This is a genomic window from Acinetobacter sp. LipI_19 (assembly GCF_058242925.1).
Map to the genome: position 1 here is coordinate 3,368,759 of NZ_JBZAYK010000001.1, position 21,010 is coordinate 3,389,768.

Here is a 21,010-nt window from a genome sequence, read left to right on the forward strand (position 1 = left end):
TTTTACACTTTATTCAACAGTATTCTTTCTCGCTAAGAATGTTGTCACAAAACCAGAAATCGCATAGATAATCGAAATGACTAAAATCCCTACAGGAATATTATAAGTGATTGCTGCAAGGATAAAAACTGCTATAGGCAATACAAAGAATGGAACACGTTTGCGGTCTACAGTTTTAAAAGAATAATATTTGATATTTGAAATCATCAACAAACCTACTGCAATGATAACAAATGCATTGGTCGCTTGAATCGCAACATCTTTTAAATCAAAAATATAGGTAAAATCTTGTCCAACCCATACCCATGCAATAATAATAATCGCTGCTAATGGGCTTGCGACACCAATGAAATAACGCTTATCGACCACACCAATTTGTACATTAAAGCGTGCTAAACGAAATGCAGCACATGCGGTATAAACAAAACAAGCAGCCAAGCCAATCCGCCCTAGATCATGCAAACTCCAGCTATACATTAAAATCGCAGGGGCAACACCAAATGCCAACAAATCTGAAAGTGAATCGAATTGTTCACCAAAAGCACTTTGTGCACCAATTGCACGAGCAACACGACCATCCAAACCATCAAATAGTGCTGCAAGGAATATTGCATAAACAGCTTGAGTGAAGTCACCATTCATACTAGCAATAATCGAATAAAAGCCAGATAACAACGCAGAAGTTGTAATCAGGTTTGGCCACAAATAGATTCCGCGACGTTTGACCTTCTGCCCTTCATGGGTATGCTCTTCTTCTTCCACTTCAAAAGTAATGCCATCAAATCCATGGTCTTGATTAGAAGAGTTTGGGCTTTCTGGTTTATTTATATTTGTCATTTTTTGAATCCTATCTATGGCTCTGATAGAGCTGTTGATATCTCACTTAAATATTTTATCACATTCATTTTTAAGTGAAATTGATGTGAATTACTCAATTTATTTCGTCTTAATTTGTAATTCACACCATCGTTCATGTTTCTGTTGATATCCAATCGAATGGATCATTCACCCACTAACCAGCGAACAGCAGCATGTCCACCATTTTCACTCATACGTAAATGTGGGAACAACCATTGCAATGCCTCATCAGCATCGTTAGAGAATTTCCAAGGTGGGTTAATCACCAACAAACCACAACCATTCAACCCAACTGGTGTGTCATCTGGCCAAACACAAACTTCACAGACCAACTGACGGCGAATCCCTGTTTTCATCATTTTCTTTTCAAAACGATCAATCATGGCACGGTCTTTAATTGGATACCAAATTGCAAATACACCTGTTGGCCATTTTTTATGTGCAGTGGCAATCAACTCGACCAGTTGCGGAAAGTCCTTACGTTCTAATTCATAAGGTGGATCGATCATCACCAAACCACGTTTTTCTTTGGGTGGAATAACCCCCAAAAGGCCTTCATAAGCATCACGCTCATGTAAACCCGCGCGTTTATCACGAATATTAAAATACAATTGTTGAAACACATCACGCTGCATTTCAAAAATAGTCGCTTTATCAATATCACGCATGCCTTCAAGCGCAAACCAAGGTGAACCTGGATAAGCACCTTTACCTGAACCTGCACGCATATCTTCAACAATTTTAAGATATTGTTTTACACCTTCAGGCGCATTACGTTTAATCGACTCATCAAGCTTAACCAGACGATGAATACCGGTTAAGAATTCTCCTGATTTTTGTGCTTCAGAAGTAGATAAATCATATTTACCTGCACCACCATGTGTATCTATATAGCGATATGGTTTGTCTTTAGTATTTAGACGTGTCAAAAGTTGCAGCAATAACACATGTTTCATGACATCGGCAAAGTTGCCTGCATGGAAATGGTGACGGTAATTCATGTTTCGATTAATTCCTGAGTTCAATAATCATTTTAACACGAAAAAATATTTCTTCACTGTCCATCGTTTGTTCTAATATAACAACATATCTTTATTGCACTATTTTTTGGTAATTTATGGAAGCCCTGCTACTCCCAAAGTCATGGAATGTTGATCAAATTCTTGATGATTTAGATCAACATGGATTTACCATCATTGATAATGCTTACTCCGCTGAATACGGACTTGAACTGGTTGCAGAATGTACTTCAAATTTAAATCGCTTTCGTGAAGCAGCAATTCAAAATGGTGTGATCAGCAATATTCGCAGCGACCATATCTTGTGGATCAATGAAGAGCTTACGATCGCACAACAACATATTGATGCACTTAAACAACTCTCGCAAATTTTAAACTACTCATTTTATTTAGGCATTCAGGATGTAGAAGCACATTTTGCCTGCTATAACGCTGGGGAATTCTATGCACTTCATCGTGATAATCCACAAGGTAAAAATGGCCGTATGATTTCTACGGTGTATTATTTACACCAAGAATGGCAGGATGACTGGGGTGGAAAGTTACACTTACAGGATAAAAATAATGTGTGGCATATTATAGAACCCCAGCCTAATCGTATTGCTATGTTCCAAAGTGATTTATTACATGAAGTGCTAGAAGCCAAACATCAGCGATTATCAATTACCGCATGGCTAAGAAGTGACAATAAAGTGTTGTAATATACTCAGTTTTCGAATTTGCAATGCTGTATCTCTATGCGCCAAGCTTTAAATTATTGAAATAGGCCTCATAATACTCTTCATAAATTCAGAGGATTCAGCACATGTTTGATAATACAAAACAAATCATCTCGCGTATTGGGGAAACAGATCAATTGTATTTGTCAGGCAATACACCTGAACTTGCACTTGAACGTGGGGACTTACGCTTACAGCTGGTCACTAAAAGTCATTCAAAGCAGGAACAAATCCATTTTTTGCAAGAAGCAATTGTGTTGCTTGAAACTGCACGATTTGAATATGAAGAAATGCCAATGTCAGTGTACATTCAGCTTTCTTTGCATTTGGCCAAAGCCTATATGATTTACTTTGAATTGACTAAAGAATCACGTTATGCATTGATTACTCAGCAGATATTAAAACCACTGGCGCAACATCATCATGCTGATATTTACTTTATGTTGGCTTATGCATCTGTGAGTAAAAATGAATTTGCATTGACTCGTCACTGGCTGAGTAAATATATCAAGACTACTGATTTTGATTTAACATTACTGCAACAACATACTGCATTTCGACCTGTTCGCAATGAGACATGGTTTAGTCAAATGATTCAGTCTAAATTGCATTGATCAGCAGTATTATGCCCATTCAAAATGACACTATTTTTTATTGATTTTGATCAATACTAATTTGATCGATGCGAAATAGAAAAGATGGCCATTTGGCCATCTTTTTGTTGCTCTGGGGAAAACTAAATCATTAAGCTGTTAACTTATACGCATCTAGATGCAATTGTTGGTTTAACTCATCAATCCAAATCGCCCAATCATCATCTTGCACCAAATGACTAATTAACAAGTCACGCTGAGATCTATTCCAAAATGACGCTTCATGTAATGAAAGATTTGCTGGCAATTGATGAGTGCGTACATATAGCTCAATTGCTGCTGGACTATTTGCCAAACCAAGTTGAGAAAATAGTAATTCTAAGGATGGTGTGTTCGTCCTGATCATATTGCCTCCTTATATAAATTTATTTGTCATGTTTTATTCAATTAACTTATAAGAAAATAATTTTAAAAGATAGTCTAGATTTTATTTTTCTTGTTTCAATTTGTGATTAAAAAACAAACAAAAGTTGGCTTAAGTTAAATTATCGATTCTCAGAATGTTTGACTTGAATCTAAAAAAAGCACCCTAAATAGAGTGCTTTTTCAAATTTAATCTTTAAAAGATTAAGTTTTAATTATTTAAGCATATCAGCAATAGCTGCGCGCTCTTCTTCAAGCTCTTGAAGTGTTTTGTCCATACGTTCACGGCTGAATGCATCAATTTCTAAGCCTTCAACACGTGTGTATTCGCCATTTTCACAAATCACAGGAACACCGTACATCACACCTTCAGGAATTCCATAAGAACCATCAGAAGGAATACCCATTGTTACCCACTCGCCATTGGTGCCAAGCGCCCAATCACGCATATGGTCGATCGCAGCATTTGCAGCTGAAGCAGCTGAAGAAAGACCACGCGCTTCAATGATTGCAGCACCACGTTTACCAACAGTTGGAAGGAATACATTTGCGTTCCAATCAGCATCGTTGATTTTGTCTTTTAAGCTTACGCCATTTGCAGTTGCAAAACGGTAGTCCGCATACATTGTTGGAGAGTGGTTACCCCAAACTGTAAGATTTTTGATATCCGCTACAGCAACACCTGCTTTTTGAGCAATTTGAGTCAACGCACGGTTATGGTCAAGACGTAACATTGCTGTGAAGTTCTTCGCTGGAAGATCAGGAGCAGATTTCATTGCGATATAAGCATTTGTATTTGCAGGGTTACCTACAACAAGTACTTTAACGTCACGGCTCGCAACTTCGTTAAGTGCTTGACCTTGACCAATGAAGATTTCACCGTTCACTTTTAACAAGTCAGCACGTTCCATACCAGGACCGCGTGGACGTGAACCAACCAATAACGCGTAGTCAGCATCTTTAAATGCAACTTTTGGATCATCAGTACCGATCATGCCAGCCAATAATGGGAAAGCACAGTCATCTAATTCCATCATTACGCCTTTAAGCGCAGCTTGAGCTTTCTCAAATGGAACTTCTAACAATTGCAAAATAACGGGTTGGTCTTTACCAAGCATTTCACCGCTAGCGATACGGAATAATAAGCTGTAACCGATTTGACCAGCTGCGCCAGTAACGGCAACGCGAACAGGTTGCTTCATGTAATTATCTCCAATGAGGATCGTTAATGTGATTAAACGGTTAAATCCGTTTTAATCGAATTATCATAAACGGCAAAGATTGTACTCCAATCCTTTAACAGTTGCATGTAAAAGAGAATGCTTTTCAACAAAAGTATGATAGGAAATATAAATAAAATACCTCAGAAGAATTAATAAGTCCCTTTGATTGAGAATGTATTTGGGCAGTTTGAAACAATGTGATTTGAACATTGTTTATACTGACCATTGACCCGATAACACACTTGAACCTCGGTTAATACAGGGTTTGATGATGAACTTTGACAAGTAAAACGGATACTATCGTTATTCATTCCCGGGTTTAATCTAACGAATTGAGTTTTTAACGCATTATGTTGTACATTCTTATTTTCAGAGCTGGTTAAATCTGTAGGAATCTTCAAACGATCTGCTAAATTAATCACTGTTCTAAAATATTGACTCGCGTTCATTGGAACACAGCCACCCACACTACGCCACAATTGAATACGCGCATTTTCCTCAGGCATTACCCGTGCAACGACCTTGGCTTGTAGAGGCGTTAAACTTGCAGATGTATTGGTGGTGCAATTCCGCTCTGTCGTTTCAGGCAATAAACCTGTGATTGTTAATGAATAACCTTCGAGACATTTGCGTTGTTTTTGTTTAGAGGAATCTAATGCACATACAGCAGGTGTCATCTGGACTTGCATGACATAGCCTTGTAATTGCGGTGCAGCATGTAACTGCATATTGAGCCCAAAAAATCCCACAAAGCATAAGGTCCATGCTAAGCAAAATTCTTTCAATTTACGCAAAATTTTGAAAATCATTGATTTACCAACAAAGTTTCATCCAAGTCTAAATAGTTTTATTGTGAAACACGGGTTGGAATAACAGGCATACGACTTTCAATCGCTTGAGGCCCTTGTCCCAACAATATTCCATAATGTGCTGCATTGGTCATCACATTTTTTACATAGTCACGTGTTTCATTCAGAGGAATAGATTCCGTATATTGATCAGCTGAAAGATTTTGATAATCTGGCTGCCAACGTTTCGCACGATTTGGCCCAGCATTATATCCTGCTGTTGCCAAGACAGGGTTACTGCTTAATTGACCATGAATCATGGACAGATAGAAAGTACCATAGCGAATATTGGTATTGGCATCACTGAGTGCAGCAGGATTATAAGTTTCACCCATTTGTTTTGCCACCAACTTTGCAGTGCCTGGCATGATTTGCATCAAACCACCTGCACCAACATGTGAGCGAGCAGCAGTCACAAAACGACTTTCTTGGCGCATTAAACCATAGGCCCAAGCTGGATCAATACCCGCATTACGGCTATGACTTACCACCAACGACTGATGAGGTGTGGCATAACGATAAACATAGTTATGTTTTTTCTCAGTACGTTCTGCTGCGTAAATTGCACGATCATACCAACCCATATCAGTTGCACGTTTTGCGGCAGCAAGCAGCAGCCCATCATCATGTTTTAAGTATGCCTGACGTACCGCCCAGTTCCATTCCCTATTGGTATATGTTGCAGGCGCATTAATATTTCGCAAAGTAAATGCACGACGGAAATGAATATCACTATTTAAGCGTTGCTGATCATCAGTTGAAGGCTGTTCTCTGGCAGGGCTATCATTATATTTTTGCCCCAAATGATCTTTGGCAAGCAAATTATGATAATCATCACCCGACATTGCCAATCGTTGATAGATATCTTTGGCGGTTCTTTTAGATTGTGCATCATTGCGTTGTTCTGAAGCACGTGCCAACCAATATTGCCAACGGTCTTCTTGCTTTTGTGTCACACTCATACTGTCTATTGCACGAATTACACTTTCCCAAGCCCCAAATCGAATGGCTTGTCGTGCGTAAACTTCTGCTTCTTCTGCACTGAATGGCACACCATAGCTTGCATCAAAATTTTGCAGTACTTCACGATTAAAATTATTTTTCATAACGGTCGTTCCGCCGATATAACCGACAGTACGATAAATATATTTTTGTACATCCGCTGGTACACCCTGAACCAACTTAGGTACTGACTGCAAAGCGCTGGTTAAATCCGTATCTGCTGCACGACCCAGTGCATAAACCAAATAAGCATAATCTTCTACATTGTTTTTTGGTGCAGACCATAAATAATTTAATGGATTGGCTTGGATTTGGTTCAATTGGGTTAATGATAAATTAACCCCAATCGTTTGTGCGGTAGCGATAGCTAGACCAGACTGCCCTGCTCTCAGTTGTGCATATAATCGTTGTTGACGATCTTGAGCAGTCATGAGTGGGCTGCTAAGCATCATGCGGCCTAAACCATTGCATGATTCAGGTTGAGAATTGGTTGCCAACCAAACATCTTTAAATTCAGCATAGACCAAAACGTCACCAGTTTTCGCACGAACTTGAGCAACAGCACAACGTTCTGCTTGATCTGGATTAGAGACATATTGCAATACAGGCTGCGCACTGGCGTAATCTGCTTGTTTAACCTTTTCTTCGACATAATCCGCAGCTAACTTTTCCGCCATCGCCGATTGAGGATAACGTTGCGCAAAGCTAATGATATTTGCAGAAGGTTGAAAAGCGAGATTTGAATTCAGTGACCAATACTCAGGATAATAGCCCAAAGCATCATTTTGCATTGAAGAACGGTATTGTTCTAAAGCGCTTGGATTATTTGCATTACGTAAAGCATCATTAAACTGCTCTTCAGCAGCATGAGCCACTTGCAGGCTTGTACATGCAACTGTTCCTAAAAGGTAAAGTTTTAATTTATTTTGCTTAAGTTGCTGCTTTAACACCGTTTTTCTCTCAACCTGCATGATGTGCCTTTAACATACTGATGCACTTATTTGTGCCTAGTTTAATTATTCTAATCCATTTCTACTGTTGTGTTATGTAACCTTATGATTCATCATTAATATTGTTCTCTATTTTTTCTTCATAATTTTCATTTTCAATGCCCTACAATTCAATAAATGGCAATAGACGCTAAATATTTTCCTGAGTTCACTCTAAATACTATAAAATGGCGCGCCTTTTATGAGTCTGTTAAAATAGCAGGCTTAGTACACATTCAAAACTCCCTTTATTCATAGGAAAGACGCCTCCATGACGGTTCAAACCTTCATTCCCAATGGTGCCAAAGCTGCCTCAGAAAACACTGTAACCCAGCCACAGCACACCCCAGCCGACGGTGCAGTAAAAAAACTGTATATCGAAACGCAAGGGTGTCAGATGAATGAGTATGACAGTCATCGTATGGCAGATCTTTTAGGCGACTCACACGGTTATATTTTAACCAAGGATCCAAGTGACGCAGATATCCTGTTAATGAATACCTGCTCAATTCGAGAAAAAGCCCAAGAAAAAGTATTTTCTGAGTTGGGTCGCTGGCGCAAATTAAAAGAAAAAAATCCTGATCTCGTCATCGGTGTTGGTGGATGTGTTGCTTCTCAAGAAGGCGACAACATTCAAAAACGTGCACCGTATGTCGATATGGTTTTTGGCCCTCAAACATTGCACCGTTTACCACAAATGCTGGATCAGCATGTTGAGCAAATTGAAAAGCCGAAGAAAGATAAAATTAAACTTGTAGATATTTCATTCCCTGATATTGAAAAATTCGACTTTTTACCTGAACCTCGTGTTGAAGGTTACAAAGCGTTTGTTTCAATCATGGAAGGTTGCTCGAAATACTGTTCTTTCTGTGTGGTTCCTTATACTCGTGGTGAAGAAGTTTCTCGTCCTTTGGATGATGTCTTGGCAGAAATCGCCGGTTTAGCTGAAAAAGGCGTTCGCGAAATCAGCCTTTTAGGACAAAATGTAAACGGCTATCGTGGTGAAACTTTTGAAGGTGAAATTTGTACCTTTGCAGATTTATTACGTTTGGTTGCAGAGATTCCAGGAATCGGTCGTTTACGTTATACAACATCACATCCGCTCGAATTTAATGAAGATTTGATTCAATGCTACCGTGACCTACCACAAATGGTTTCACATCTGCATTTACCAGTACAAAGTGGCTCAAATGATGTGTTACAAGCGATGAAGCGTAACCACACCATTGATGTCTATATCGAAAAAATTGCCAAACTGCGTAAAGCTCGTCCAGATATGCATTTATCTTCAGATTTTATTATCGGCTTCCCCGGTGAAACTGATGCACATTTTGAAGAAACCTATCAGTTTATCCAAGATTTAGACTTTGATCATTCTTATAGTTTTGTTTATTCAAAACGTCCTGGCACACCAGCGTCTGAATTACCTGATGACACCTCTGATGCAGTCAAGAAAGAACGTTTAGCCAAAGTTCAACACTGGATTAAGCAATCAAGTATTCGTAAAACCGATGCGATGTTAGGCACCATTCAACGTGTGCTGGTTGAAAATGTTTCTAATAAAGATCCAAATTTATTGGTCGGTACAGCTGACAATACACGTTTAGTAACATTTGTAGGTGACGCCTCTTGGGTCGGACGCTTTGCAGAGATTGAGGTTACAGAGATTAAGACCCTAAATTTAGTTTATGGAGAACTCTTGAATCTTGAGCCTGACGTGGCGTAATGTAAGGGTATAGACTTTACTTTAAAAAGGATATCTCTTGACTGCAGCGATTCGACGTACAGTAGCTTTTCCAGGTATTTCAGTTGAACGTTTAAAAAGCATGTTAGGTGCTTATAACGGTCATCTGAAACAAATCGAACAACGTTTAAATGTCAACATTTCTCATCGCAACGATAACTTCTATATCGATGGTGATTTAGAAGCCGTTGAGAGAGCTGAAGGTTTATTGCAGCGTTTACATGCAGAAGCTGAACTCTCTCAGCAAATCAGTGCTGATACGATTCATTTGATGATTCAAGGCAGCCAAACTGACCGTGAGTTACAAGACGACCTTTCAGACAATGAGCATACCGGTTTAGATGATGTCTGGTTGCAAACGCGTAAAGGTCGAATTAACCCTCGTGGTGCCAATCAAAAACGTTATGTACAACGTATTCTACAAAGCGATATTTCTTTTGGAATCGGCCCTGCAGGTACAGGTAAAACCTATCTTGCAGTCGCTGCTGCGGTAGATATGCTTGAACGTAATGAAATTCAACGTATCCTTTTGGTTCGCCCTGCTGTTGAAGCTGGGGAAAAACTCGGTTTCTTGCCGGGCGATTTAAGCCAAAAGATCGACCCATATCTACGCCCGCTTTATGATGCATTGTATGAAATGCTGGGCTTCGAAAAAGTTGCAAAACTGATTGAGCGCCAAGTGATTGAAGTTGCACCACTTGCTTATATGCGTGGTCGTACATTAAATCACTCCTTTGTAATTCTCGATGAAGCACAAAACACCACCCCTGAACAGATGAAGATGTTTTTGACCCGTTTAGGTTTTGGTTCTCGTGCAGTGATCACTGGGGATATTACACAAGTCGATTTACCACGCGGGCAACAATCGGGTCTTGCTCACGCATTGCGTATCATCGAAAAGATCAAAGAAATTCACATCACTCGCTTCCATTCCCGAGATGTCGTTCGTCACCAGCTGGTACAAAAAATTGTAGAGGCTTATGAAGGATGGGACAGTGAACAATACCGTTTAAGTGCTGAAGCACGTGCAGAACGTAAAGCACGTCAAGAAGCCTTAATTTCTGAAAATGATTCTGCCGCAGATGCTCAACATGAGGAACATACTGCTGTAAATCAGGAAAATGTTTAAGGACTGTTTTTGAAACTTAGCTTATCGTTACAACAAGCGTTTGAAGCACCAGAATTGGTGCTCAAACGTGTCTATGTAAAAAAAGTCATTGAAACAACGCTACGTCATATTGATGTAGACCAAGATTGTGAAATCGGAATTGCGTGTGTTGATGAAGATGAAAGTCACAAATTAAATTTTGAATATCGTGAAAAAGACAAACCCACCAATGTATTGTCTTTTCCAAGTGAGATTCCAGAAGAAGTTTTACCCATGCTCGATGCATTACCCATCGGTGATTTAGTCATTTGCATCCCCGTGGTTTTACAAGAGTCGATTGAACAGCAAAAGACACCGATCGAGCATTTCACTCATATGTTGGTTCATGGCACCTTACATTTAATGGGTTATGACCATGAAACTTCTGATGATGATGCTGAAGAAATGGAAGCACTCGAAATTGAAATCTTGAAAAAACTAGGCTTTGAAAACCCTTATACTGTTAAAGAAAGTTGATTTTATAATCAACCCCAAATCCCTCTGCTCTAGAGGGATTTTTTGTTTCATTCAAATGAGATGCCTTTCAAAAACAGATCTCATTCGAAAATCTAAGTATTTGAATACATCATCACGGTGTATTATCGGAAACTCTCCCAAATCCCTACTTGCCCTTCTTTGACGCGTGGAATATTGCCTAATTTAATCCAAGGCATATTATCACCATGAAAATCACTCCCCACAGAGACTTTTAAACCATATTCAGCAATCATTCGATCAACCATTTGTCGTGTTGAAGCGGGTTCCATTGCGGGTGGAAGCTCAACAGCATCCCCACCATATTGTGCAAAGATTTCAATTAAATAACGGGTATTTGTTGCTGATAGATCATAACGTGTTGGATGTGCCAATACTGCAAAACCTTGACTCTCATGAATCACTTGAATGGTTTCTGCTAAACCTAAACCATCAAATTTCACATAGGCTTTTTTACCTTCCTTAATGTATTTATCAAATGCCTGCTGTGCGCGCTGAACAAAACCCTTTTCTACAAGGGTCTTGGCAATATGCGTCCGAGTAATCCGATCAGGTTCACCATCTACCTTTGCCACAACTTCTGCATAAATATCCTGATGAATCAAAGGAATTAGCAAATCACAGATTTGCTTGGCTCGCTCAGCACGAATTTTCTTCTGTTGCATTAAAAGCTGTTGTAATGGTTCAGGATTTTGCATATTGAGTGCAACAATATGCACACCATAACTTTTTTTAGTCTCAGGTCTAGACCATTGACTAGAGATTTCCACACCTGAAATGATTTGAATTGGTTGATTTTTTGCAAATTGTTCAGCTTGTATTAAGCCATCCATGCTATCGTGGTCCGTCAATGCAAGTGTATGTATGCTTTTCTCGATGGCAGCTTGAACCAATAACTCTGGAGTCAGAGTTCCATCAGAAATATTACTGTGAGTATGTAAATCTATGCCTTGCATCTTTTATACTATCCCATCAACCTGAACAGACTAGATACTTTAACATGAAAGCACTTTTAGACTTTGTGCCACTCATAATTTTCTTTTATTTATACAAAACGGTTGATCCTAAAAACACCGATCATCCATTATTACAATTGATCGGTTCAGCAGGTGGTGTAAACAACAACAACATCCTTGTTGCAACTACAGGTCTGATTATTTCAATGCTTGTGGTCTATGGTGCGCTATTTATTTTCCAAAAATTCCGTCTGGATAAACAACAATGGTTTGTTTTGTTCATGACCGTCATTTTTGGTGGAATCACCTTGATGTTGAGTGATGATTTTTATATTCGTCTCAAAGCTGCAATTTTGAATTTAGCCTTTGCTGGCGCTTTCTTGCTCTCTCCTTATTTTGGTAAAGAAAAGAAGCCACTCATTCAAAGGTTATTTGGTCCAGTCTTAAACCTGACTGAAAAAGGTTGGAAAAATCTAAACTTTGCATGGGCTGCGATGTTCATTGTCATGTCTTGTTTACATATTTTCTTCGCATTTTTATTTGCAGGTGGAAAATATTGGGGCGAATTTACAGCATTTGGTGACATGATTGTCATGTTTTCCTTTATTATTATCCAGTTTGTTATATTACGAAAACACTTTAAATCTACCGACGAATAAAGTGTTTTAGAAAATCGAGAAATATCATGCCATTATTTGTAATTACTTGTACCGATCAAGCAGGTACAGTAGAAAAACGTCTTGCTGTGCGTCCACAACATTTAGCTCGACTCGAAAAGTTAGATGCTGAAGGCCGTGTCATCGTGGCCGGCGCGATGCCGATTGATCGTGAAAATCCACAAGCAGGTTTTTATGGCAGTACTTTAATTCTCGATTTTGACAGCCGTGAAGCTTTGGATGAATGGTTAAAAGACGAACCTTTCTTAAAAGAAGGAATTTATAGTCATATTGATGTTAAACCATTCAATAAAGCATTGCCTAAGGGATAACATAATGCGCGTTGTCGTCCAAAGCTTACTTAGTCTGACTTTAAGTTCTTTTGTACTTTTATCCCCCCTTGTCTCGGCTGAGCCTACTCAATCTTCAGCGACTCAAGCAACGACGGCAGCGCCTACTCAGGTGGCCCAACCTGTTGCACCGCCAAAACCGAGTATTATTCCTGCTGTAGCAGGTGCAAATTCCAGCATCCAAACGCAGGCTCAAGCGCAAGAAAATAAACCTTTAACGGCTGAACAAATTAGCAAAGAAAAAGCATCTCAAGATGCCAAAGCTAAAGCTTTGGTTAAAGACCAAGCAACACGTTTACAGCAACTTGAAAAGGCCAATTTAGAAGCCCTTTCACAGAACCAAGAATTACAACTCAAAAATGACAATCTGGGTGTACAAGTTCAAGTTCTACAAAGTGAACAAAGTGCGCAAATGTTCTTATATGGTGCTGCGACCATTGCTGTTGGTGTTTTACTTGGCTTTTTAATCGCAAGCTATATCTATACCAAACGTCGTCGTCAGTGGTAAGCCCACTGCTTTGACTTTGTGCTTAGAAAGTTTCACGCTTTAACCTGATACTGCGAAATGTCAGGTTTTTTCATTTTAATTATCAAAAGGTAATCTGCTTTGTCAAATGCCATTCAAACTGCCGATTTAGACTGGCAATGTATTGATGGAATTGAAGTTCCAATTTCCAAACAATTTGGTGATGTCTATTTTTCTAAAGACAACGGGTTACTTGAAACCCGACACGTATTTTTGAATGGTAATGATCTTTCAACACGACTTGCAGATTTAGATGATTTTGAATATTTCTGTGTTGGTGAAACTGGCTTTGGTACAGGATTAAATATTTTGGCATTGTGGCAACTTTGGCACAATGTTCGTCCAAAGAATCACAGCCACTTACATGTAATCAGTGTAGAAAAGTTCCCCTTGTCTAAACAGGATTTAACCCGTGCGTTAAAGGTGTGGACTGAACTTCAACAATTTTCTGATCAGTTGATTCAACACTATCCATTGCCCATCGCAGGTTGTCACCGTTTAAGCTTTCCAGAAGCACGTTTTTCAATTGATCTGTGGTTAGGTGATGCACATGATGTATTTCCAGCAATGGTTAAATCTCAACAAGTGAACGCATGGTTTTTAGATGGATTTGCCCCCTCTTGTAATCCAGACATATGGGAAGACAAAGTTTTAAACAATATTGTCAGACTGTCAGATTTTGGAACAACTTTTGCCTCATTCAGCGTAGCAGGTGTGCTTAAACGGGGTCTAAAGCAGCATGGAATCACTATTTCACGTCCGCGTGGTTTTGGTCATAAACGTGAAATGCTACAAGCCATTTGGAGTGCGCCTGAACAAGCAGTCGAAGAAAATCAATTGCAGTCAATAGATCTTACAGCACAAAACATTCAAAAAAAAATATGGAAAACTCAAAACAATTTACATCAACGCCACATTGCCATCATTGGCGCTGGAATTGCAGGTTTAAGCTGCGCATGGGGATTTGCCCAAAGAGGACATCAAGTTACAATTTACGACCAATCAGCGCCTTTAGCAGGTGCTTCTGGTAACCCTCTGGCCTTATTAAATCCGAAACTCTGCCCTATCGAGCAAAGTTCGGAACATTTAATGACCTTGGCTTGGCAACATGCTTTGCAGCATTATCCAAAATTTCAGGCTTTTCGTCCTATTGCCGTTCAACAATTAGCACAAAGAAATACTGAGCATTTATTGGATTTAGCAGCGCAGTATCCCCAAGGTTTACTTAAAAACCAAACATCCGATGATTTAGAGCTAAAAACCACACTAGAGAGTTTACAGCTCACTCAAGCAGGTTCAATTTATCCTCAGCAACTCAAAGACCAAATTCTTGAACATCCGCTGATTCAATTTAAACATGCTCACATTCATAGTATTGCTCAATCGAATCACCATCAATTAACACTACAAGATAGCCAACACACAGATCTTGGTGATTTTAATCATGTGATTGTATGTTGTGCCAAAGAAAGCCATGCTTTTTTTGAGCAGTTCCCGATACTCAACCCGATCCGTGGACAAGTCAGTTGGCTCAACAATGTTAAACACCGATTAGATCCGCAATATGCCTACAGTTATGGAGGCTATTGTATGCAGCTTGATGAGCAGCATTTGATTTTAGGTGCTTCTTTTTATCCCAATCGTGATGACACTGAAGTTTTGCTTGAAGACCATGTGCATAACTATGAACTTATCCACAGTGTGTTTCCACAATACGCAGAATCGCTCTGCAAAGTAGATGAATGGCAAGGTCGTGCTTCAGTACGTGCTCAAAGTCTGGACTATTTTCCATTACTGGGAAAAGTTGAAGCTGAGAAAGAGGTTTATACATTTTCTGGGCTGGGCTCTAAAGGTTTTTTATTTGCGCCCTTGTGTAGTGAAATCTTGGTAGCTTTGGTCCTTCATCAAGCTTGCCCGGTTTCTCAAAATTTATTGCAAAAATTAAATCCAAACCGCTTTCAAAAGAAAGTAAAAGAGAAAAAACCTTATTTTAAACCGATACAACCATGATTCTTTTTTATTGATTATTTGTAATAAAAAAGCGCCTTTCGGCGCTTTTTTACGAACCCTGTTCTAATGGGAGGCCTGCATCACGTGCTGCACGTGTTCCCCCCATAAGCACAACGTAATCACGAGAACCATCTAAACTCTCTAATTTTTCAGCAGCTCGAGGCGCTTTACTTCCACCACCACATAAAATGTAAATGGACTGATCCGAATTCACTTGAGTTAAGCTCTCAGCACTTAAACCATCTATAGGCTGATTTACAGCACCTTTAACATGGCCTTCGGCAAAGGCTTTTGCATCACGAACATCCCAGATAACGGCATTTTCTGGGAACTCAAATGTTGTAATTTCTAATTTACGGATCATTGTGCACTCCTTTGATGTAAACAACACTTGGCAAATGAAGAAAACATCCCTAGCATCTCAGATATTCTTTCCATTTGTAAAGGTCTAAACTATGCCATCTTTCGATATTGTTTCAGAATTAGAGATTTTTGAAGTAAATCACGCTGTTCAAAACACCCAAAAAGAAATTGCAACACGCTTTGACTTCCGTGGTCAGGACGTTTCAATCGAAATTAATGAAAAAGCCAAAGAAATTAAAATTTCAACTGAAAGTGATTTCCAGTGCGAACAAGTCTATAGCATGCTCGAAAATCATTTCTTTAAACGTAAAGTTGATATTCAAGCCCTTGATCCACAAAAAATGACGGCTTCAGGTAAAAACATTGTTCAAGTGATCAAGCTTAAAGACGGACTTGACTCAGATACTGCAAAAAAAATTAATAAAGCCATTAAAGAAAGTGGTGTCAAAGTGCAATCTTCTATCCAAGGTGACAAGATACGTGTAACTGATAAAAAGCGCGATACATTACAGCAAGTTATGGCATTTTTAAAAGAACAACAATTCGGTGTACCTTTACAATTTAATAACTTCAAAGACTAAGCTCTTTAGCAGCACTATAGGTTAAGACATGACTCAGACCAACCGTTTATCTAAACTTGTGAAAGCTACCTCTAAATTCCCTAAAGGCATTCGTAGTACGCTCTGGAGTAAGGCGTTTGGTCGAGTTGTGCCTATGGTGGGTACAGCCAATATTAAATACCTAGAGGTCAGCCATTCAAAAGTTGTGGTTGAAATTAAAAATCACCGTGCTATGCAAAACCATATTGGACAATTACACGCTGTTGCAATGGCGCTGATTGCTGAAACAGCAACAGGCTTTGTCACAGGTATGAATGTTCCTGATAGTTCAATTGTATTGATCAAAAGTATGCATATTGAATATAAACGACCGTCTAAAGGTGATATGACAGCAACAGCGACATTGAGCAAAGAACAAATTTTAGAAATGCAAAGCTCTGAAAAAGGTGAAACGCTAGTTCCAGTCACCATTATGGATGAGTCTGGAAAAGAGCCTGTCGAATGCCAAATGGTGTGGGCTTGGGTGTCAAAAGAACGCCTGAAAAAGAAATAAGTAAAAATCTGCAAATGTAAATAAAACTTACTGTTTAGTAAGTATAAAACTTACTAAAGTACAAATAATGAGTGACGATTATTCACTATATTCATGCTTACTTCCTTATCAAGATGGTGTTATTTCCACCACCATCTTGAACTATTGAGACTTGAACTATAGAGGATAATCATGCGATCAGCTACGCCAAGAAAATTTATTGTACTCAGCCTAACTCTAAGCCCTATTATATTTCTCACTGCATGTGCCCAAAATCCAAGTCACGTTGCTACTACTACAATGAACAACACATTACCAGCAAATTCAACAACCCAACAAGCGCAACAAAATAAAGCTATTGTGACTGATTTTTATGAGGGTGTATTTCAAAAGCATCAAGTCAAAACATATGCAGATCGTTATATTGATGATCGGTATATTCAACACAATCCACGTGTTCCAGATGGCAAAGCACCTTTTGTAAATCACTTTACTCAGTATTTCCAAAATAATCCAGAAGCAAGAAGTGTAATCAAACGTGCAGTAGCTGAAGGAAATTTAGTGTTTTTACACGTTCATTCAGCTCAAAATCCACATGATCGTGGTGTTGCAATTGTCGATATCTTTAGAGTCGAAAATGGAAAAATTCTTGAACACTGGGATGTACAACAAGCTGTTCCCGAATCAAGCGCTAATAGTAATACCATGTTCTAATAAGATATTTGCATAAACCATTCAAAACACATATTCCATAAAAAAATCCCAAACAATGTTGGGATTTTTTATATCGAGTATTTATGCACTTTGCGAAGCTAAATACTTCTGTTTTACATCTTCAGATATTTGACGTTTATTTCCCGCAACATCTACAGCGACAAAGGTAAATACACCAGCAGTCACTCGTTTGGCAGCACGAGAGCTGTCATGACTATCCCAAACTTCAATCTGCATTTGAATCGATGTATTACCGACCTTTAACAGCTTGGTATAACAGCTGATCACATCCCCCACTTTTACAGGAACAAGAAAAGTCATCTGATTAATCGAAATCGTTGCACAGCGCCCTTTACTAAAGCGTTCTGCATGAATTGCGCCAGCCAAATCCATTTGTGAAACAATCCAACCACCAAAAACGTCACCACTCCAGTTTGTATCTGCTGGCATTGCGATGGTTTGTAAAGACAGTGTACCTTCAGGTTTTACATGAGAATCTGACACAATAACTCCGAGCCCCTAAATTACTTATGGGCATTCAATTGTTGATCTAACCATTCTTGTAATTGGTTAGCACGTAACGCACCACTTATTCTAGCAACTTCCGTGGTTTTATTCATTAAAACCAAAGTTGGAATGCTGCGAATATTAAATGCACTACTTAAGCGTGGATTCGCTTGGGTATCAATTTTAGCAAAAACCACATGAGGGTTATTTTTTGCAACCTCAGCAAAATGTGGTGCCATCATTTTACAAGGACCACACCACTCGGCCCATAAGTCAATCATAATTGGCAAATCACTATGACTAACAAAATTACTGAAATTTTGTTCATTTAACTCAATAGGAGCAAGTGCAATCAAATTTTGATGACATTGACCACAAGTGGGTTGAGCATTTAATTTATCTTCGGGAACTCGGTTTTTTGCGCCACATGATGGACATACAATAATCATCTAGCTCACTCCAATATGTTGATGTAAAAACTCTAATTGGGTCAAAATTGATTTTTCCAACCATTTCCCATGATAAATATCAAAATGCGCCATATCCCATTCATGATATTGCACAAAAGGTGCAATATTTGTTGCAGTTTCTCGGCTAGATTCAATAGGGATAAAACTATCTTTTTTAGCCGCAATAAATAGCACAGGAATATTAATACTTCTAACGGTCTGAATGGGTCTAAAGCGAATTAAATTAAAAAATACACGTGCTGGAACTTCACCACTCCAAAAGTAGTCTGGATTTACAATTGACATATAGCCGTTATAACTATCTTTAGTCGGAATAAAGCATAAATCAAAGGGGTGCACCACAGGTAAAGTTCGTGGAAGTATCCCAACTTTTGCCCCCATATAATCTTGACTGGATATTTTTAATGCCTTGGGTAACTGTTGAATTGGAAATAATTTTGCAGTTTCTGCCCCATCCACATAAGGCACTTGCACCATAATGGCTTGGACACTTTTTAGCTCACTTGCAAGACTAAGTACATAGCCGCCACTCAAAGAAGTCCCCCAAAGCACTATTTTTTTTGGATTAATTTTCTTTTGTGTTGCGACATAACTCACCACGGTTTTCCAATCATCCAACTGATTTTGCAATGAAATGAGTTCACGAGGAAAGCCTGTACTTCCTCCCCAAAAACGATAATCAAACAGCACAACCGCGTAGCCTGCCTGTGCAATTTTTTGCGCATAGCTCACCAACTTAAATTGTCTTAAACATGCAAATCCATGAGCCATAATAATAACAGCAGGTTTTTTTAGATTTTTAGGTCGATAAAAATCTGCCGCTATGACTTCTTGTCCAATGGGGATATATAGTGGTTCAACTGTATATGCGTACATACACACTCCATTGCGTTATCTTTTATAGATATTTCTTTTATAAATCTTTTATCGTTCAAACTCAGTTCTGAGCTTAATGCTATTATATATAGCATATTGGATTTTAAATCATATAGGAGTGACGAAATGAGTGAAAATGTTGGTTTTGCTGGTCAAATTGGTCCAGAACATATTGCTCAAGTGGCAGAAAAAGGCTTTAAGTCTGTAATGAATAATCGTCCTGATTTGGAAGGCGGAACTGAACAGCCCACAAGTGCTCAAATTGAAGAAGCTGCACGTGCAGCAGGTTTGGACTATGTATTTCTACCTGTCGTTGCTGGTCAAATCACAGAAGTTGATGTCAGAAGCTTTGCTAACCGCTTTAACGAGCTTCCAAAACCAGTACTTATGTTTTGTCGTACAGGGAATCGTTCAAATAATCTCTATCAAATTGCAAAACAAATGGATTTATTAGACGACGAATAAATTATCATGAGTAAAAGGCATTCTATTGAATGTCTTTTGATTCGACTTAAATATAAAAGTTTAAGTTGTTAACAGCAATTTAAGTAGATTGCTCTTTTAAAATTTTGCAACAATTTAAACAGATCTCTTTAGTGAATCAAACAGGTATTGTACCTATGCTTAAATGGTTATATGACAAACTAAGCAAGTTCACGATATGATCTTTAGTATCGTTTCATCTTTTCTATAATTTAAAAATAAAGGGATCTTCACATGCAACAGGCTCTATTTGGTGGTGGCTGCTTTTGGTGTACCGAAGCCGTATTTTTACAGCTCAAAGGTGTCAATCACGTAGTCAGTGGTTATGCTGGCGGGCATACTCCCAATCCAACTTATGAAGCAATTTGTAATGGGGATACCAATCATGCTGAAGTGATTTTGATTGAATTTGATGAACAGCAAATCAGTTATCAGCAATTACTCACGGTTTTTTTTGCAATTCATGATCCAACCACATTAAACCGCCAAGGTAATGATATTGGAACACAATATCGTTCGGTGATTTATTACTTTAATGAACAGCAAAAACTTGAATCGGAGCAATTTATTGAACAGCTCAAAGCAGATGGCTTAAATATTGTGACTGAACTCAGTTCAGCACCCGCCTTCCATCCTGCCGAAGAATACCATCAAAACTTCTTTGCCCGTAATCCTGCACAAGGTTATTGTAATTTTGCCATTCCGCCAAAATTACTCAAACTCCATAGCCAGTTTCAAGACTTACTCAAAGATTAAGTATTTTAAATACTCAAACTATTAGACTTCTTGTCAAACTAAGTTTTTGAATAATTTCTAGGAGTGCTTAAGCTTTATCAAGCATGAAACTTTTACTATTGCAGAAAGATAAATCTCTAAAGATCAAATTTATAATGCCTTGCTTTACATTTATAGTTTAAATCACTTTTCGTAGTGGGATGGCAAACCTT

General features: G+C 38.6%; 25 protein-coding genes. 14 read left to right on the forward strand and 11 right to left on the reverse strand.

All coding sequences use genetic code 11. The features are described 5' to 3' along the window. Nucleotides 1-9: 9 nt before the first annotated feature. Together pssA and AC4CVF_RS16160 are read right to left on the reverse strand one after the other, a co-directional pair. Complete coding sequence (gene pssA / locus AC4CVF_RS16155) at nucleotides 10-837, reverse strand: CDP-diacylglycerol--serine O-phosphatidyltransferase (RefSeq protein ID WP_004717950.1); 828 nt, start codon at nucleotides 835-837, stop codon at nucleotides 10-12. Nucleotides 838-1,001: 164 nt separating this feature from the next. After that, nucleotides 1,002-1,859, reverse strand: coding sequence for a 23S rRNA (adenine(2030)-N(6))-methyltransferase RlmJ (locus AC4CVF_RS16160; RefSeq protein WP_004717951.1), 858 nt, complete (start codon nucleotides 1,857-1,859; stop codon nucleotides 1,002-1,004). 116 nt (nucleotides 1,860-1,975) lie between these two features. Here AC4CVF_RS16160 and AC4CVF_RS16165 point away from each other — a divergent pair, with 116 nt between their 5' ends. After that, complete coding sequence (locus AC4CVF_RS16165; protein WP_490789709.1) at nucleotides 1,976-2,578, forward strand: 2OG-Fe(II) oxygenase; 603 nt, start codon at nucleotides 1,976-1,978, stop codon at nucleotides 2,576-2,578. Between the two features lie 104 nt (nucleotides 2,579-2,682). Continuing rightward, on the forward strand, nucleotides 2,683-3,210 hold the full coding sequence (locus AC4CVF_RS16170) for a hypothetical protein (protein ID WP_336952147.1): 528 nt from the start codon (nucleotides 2,683-2,685) through the stop codon (nucleotides 3,208-3,210). Nucleotides 3,211-3,340: 130 nt separating this feature from the next. Here AC4CVF_RS16170 and AC4CVF_RS16175 read toward each other — a convergent pair whose 3' ends face one another. The 4 genes from AC4CVF_RS16175 to AC4CVF_RS16190 all read right to left on the reverse strand — a co-directional run bounded on the left by AC4CVF_RS16175 (nucleotide 3,341) and on the right by AC4CVF_RS16190 (nucleotide 7,656). Beyond that, entirely contained in the window at nucleotides 3,341-3,595 is a 255-nt protein-coding gene (locus AC4CVF_RS16175; protein WP_490789710.1) for a DUF2789 family protein, read from the reverse strand. Between the two features lie 232 nt (nucleotides 3,596-3,827). Continuing rightward, nucleotides 3,828-4,814 carry a malate dehydrogenase gene (locus AC4CVF_RS16180; protein ID WP_004717959.1) on the reverse strand — a complete coding sequence of 329 codons (987 nt, stop codon included), beginning with the start codon at nucleotides 4,812-4,814 and terminating at the stop codon, nucleotides 3,828-3,830. Between the two features lie 170 nt (nucleotides 4,815-4,984). Next, entirely contained in the window at nucleotides 4,985-5,644 is a 660-nt protein-coding gene (locus AC4CVF_RS16185; RefSeq protein ID WP_419358893.1) for a ribonuclease T2 family protein, read from the reverse strand. Between the two features lie 38 nt (nucleotides 5,645-5,682). Continuing rightward, nucleotides 5,683-7,656: a lytic transglycosylase domain-containing protein gene (locus tag AC4CVF_RS16190; RefSeq protein ID WP_151801732.1), complete on the reverse strand. Its 1,974-nt coding sequence runs from the start codon at nucleotides 7,654-7,656 to the stop codon at nucleotides 5,683-5,685. A 289-nt stretch (nucleotides 7,657-7,945) separates the two neighbouring features. On the opposite strand from AC4CVF_RS16190, the gene miaB reads away from it, so the two are divergent. The 3 genes from miaB to ybeY are packed head-to-tail and all read left to right on the forward strand — an operon-like array spanning nucleotide 7,946 to nucleotide 11,042. Next, nucleotides 7,946-9,400 (forward strand): tRNA (N6-isopentenyl adenosine(37)-C2)-methylthiotransferase MiaB, encoded by a 1,455-nt coding sequence (gene miaB, locus AC4CVF_RS16195; RefSeq protein WP_004717965.1) that lies wholly within the window; start codon nucleotides 7,946-7,948, stop codon nucleotides 9,398-9,400. 37 nt (nucleotides 9,401-9,437) lie between these two features. After that, nucleotides 9,438-10,547, forward strand: a complete 1,110-nt coding sequence (locus tag AC4CVF_RS16200; RefSeq protein WP_490789711.1) for a PhoH family protein — start codon at nucleotides 9,438-9,440, stop codon at nucleotides 10,545-10,547. Nucleotides 10,548-10,556: 9 nt separating this feature from the next. After that, nucleotides 10,557-11,042 carry an rRNA maturation RNase YbeY gene (gene ybeY, locus AC4CVF_RS16205; RefSeq protein WP_004818840.1) on the forward strand — a complete coding sequence of 162 codons (486 nt, stop codon included), beginning with the start codon at nucleotides 10,557-10,559 and terminating at the stop codon, nucleotides 11,040-11,042. Between the two features lie 122 nt (nucleotides 11,043-11,164). Here ybeY and AC4CVF_RS16210 read toward each other — a convergent pair whose 3' ends face one another. Continuing rightward, nucleotides 11,165-12,016 carry a PHP domain-containing protein gene (locus tag AC4CVF_RS16210; protein WP_333666169.1) on the reverse strand — a complete coding sequence of 284 codons (852 nt, stop codon included), beginning with the start codon at nucleotides 12,014-12,016 and terminating at the stop codon, nucleotides 11,165-11,167. A 44-nt stretch (nucleotides 12,017-12,060) separates the two neighbouring features. Here AC4CVF_RS16210 and AC4CVF_RS16215 point away from each other — a divergent pair, with 44 nt between their 5' ends. From AC4CVF_RS16215 to mnmC, 4 genes are all read left to right on the forward strand, one after another. Then, nucleotides 12,061-12,675: an inner membrane-spanning protein YciB gene (locus AC4CVF_RS16215; RefSeq protein WP_004717972.1), complete on the forward strand. Its 615-nt coding sequence runs from the start codon at nucleotides 12,061-12,063 to the stop codon at nucleotides 12,673-12,675. Between the two features lie 26 nt (nucleotides 12,676-12,701). After that, complete coding sequence (locus tag AC4CVF_RS16220; protein WP_004717974.1) at nucleotides 12,702-13,004, forward strand: YciI family protein; 303 nt, start codon at nucleotides 12,702-12,704, stop codon at nucleotides 13,002-13,004. Between the two features lie 4 nt (nucleotides 13,005-13,008). Then, nucleotides 13,009-13,530, forward strand: coding sequence for an SH3 domain-containing protein (locus AC4CVF_RS16225; protein WP_336952150.1), 522 nt, complete (start codon nucleotides 13,009-13,011; stop codon nucleotides 13,528-13,530). A 99-nt stretch (nucleotides 13,531-13,629) separates the two neighbouring features. Continuing rightward, nucleotides 13,630-15,558 carry a bifunctional tRNA (5-methylaminomethyl-2-thiouridine)(34)-methyltransferase MnmC2/FAD-dependent 5-carboxymethylaminomethyl-2-thiouridine(34) oxidoreductase MnmC1 gene (mnmC, locus tag AC4CVF_RS16230; protein ID WP_490789712.1) on the forward strand — a complete coding sequence of 643 codons (1,929 nt, stop codon included), beginning with the start codon at nucleotides 13,630-13,632 and terminating at the stop codon, nucleotides 15,556-15,558. 49 nt (nucleotides 15,559-15,607) lie between these two features. Here the strand turns inward: mnmC and AC4CVF_RS16235 are convergent, their stop codons facing one another. Next, nucleotides 15,608-15,922, reverse strand: coding sequence for a rhodanese-like domain-containing protein (locus AC4CVF_RS16235; RefSeq protein WP_336952153.1), 315 nt, complete (start codon nucleotides 15,920-15,922; stop codon nucleotides 15,608-15,610). Nucleotides 15,923-16,013: 91 nt separating this feature from the next. On the opposite strand from AC4CVF_RS16235, the gene AC4CVF_RS16240 reads away from it, so the two are divergent. The 3 genes from AC4CVF_RS16240 (at nucleotide 16,014) to AC4CVF_RS16250 (ending at nucleotide 17,727) form a co-directional block, all read left to right on the forward strand. Then, on the forward strand, nucleotides 16,014-16,502 hold the full coding sequence (locus AC4CVF_RS16240; RefSeq protein ID WP_336952154.1) for a YajQ family cyclic di-GMP-binding protein: 489 nt from the start codon (nucleotides 16,014-16,016) through the stop codon (nucleotides 16,500-16,502). A 28-nt stretch (nucleotides 16,503-16,530) separates the two neighbouring features. Next, complete coding sequence (locus AC4CVF_RS16245) at nucleotides 16,531-17,034, forward strand: DUF4442 domain-containing protein (protein WP_004717985.1); 504 nt, start codon at nucleotides 16,531-16,533, stop codon at nucleotides 17,032-17,034. A 171-nt stretch (nucleotides 17,035-17,205) separates the two neighbouring features. Further along, a complete protein-coding gene (locus AC4CVF_RS16250; protein WP_336952155.1) occupies nucleotides 17,206-17,727 on the forward strand; it encodes a nuclear transport factor 2 family protein in 522 nt (173 codons plus the stop codon). Between the two features lie 81 nt (nucleotides 17,728-17,808). On the opposite strand, the gene AC4CVF_RS16255 is transcribed toward AC4CVF_RS16250, so the two are convergent. From AC4CVF_RS16255 to AC4CVF_RS16265, 3 genes are all read right to left on the reverse strand, one after another. Then, a complete protein-coding gene (locus AC4CVF_RS16255) occupies nucleotides 17,809-18,177 on the reverse strand; it encodes an acyl-CoA thioesterase (RefSeq protein WP_419327076.1) in 369 nt (122 codons plus the stop codon). A 74-nt stretch (nucleotides 18,178-18,251) separates the two neighbouring features. Further along, a complete protein-coding gene (gene trxC / locus AC4CVF_RS16260) occupies nucleotides 18,252-18,683 on the reverse strand; it encodes a thioredoxin TrxC (protein WP_490789713.1) in 432 nt (143 codons plus the stop codon). Then, nucleotides 18,684-19,580 (reverse strand): alpha/beta hydrolase, encoded by an 897-nt coding sequence (locus AC4CVF_RS16265; protein ID WP_336952157.1) that lies wholly within the window; start codon nucleotides 19,578-19,580, stop codon nucleotides 18,684-18,686. It lies immediately after the preceding gene. A 126-nt stretch (nucleotides 19,581-19,706) separates the two neighbouring features. Here AC4CVF_RS16265 and AC4CVF_RS16270 point away from each other — a divergent pair, with 126 nt between their 5' ends. Both AC4CVF_RS16270 and msrA read left to right on the forward strand, forming a co-directional pair. Beyond that, nucleotides 19,707-20,045: a protein tyrosine phosphatase family protein gene (locus AC4CVF_RS16270; RefSeq protein ID WP_151956787.1), complete on the forward strand. Its 339-nt coding sequence runs from the start codon at nucleotides 19,707-19,709 to the stop codon at nucleotides 20,043-20,045. 252 nt (nucleotides 20,046-20,297) lie between these two features. Then, nucleotides 20,298-20,819, forward strand: a complete 522-nt coding sequence (gene msrA / locus AC4CVF_RS16275; RefSeq protein WP_419327067.1) for a peptide-methionine (S)-S-oxide reductase MsrA — start codon at nucleotides 20,298-20,300, stop codon at nucleotides 20,817-20,819. Nucleotides 20,820-21,010 lie beyond the last annotated feature (191 nt).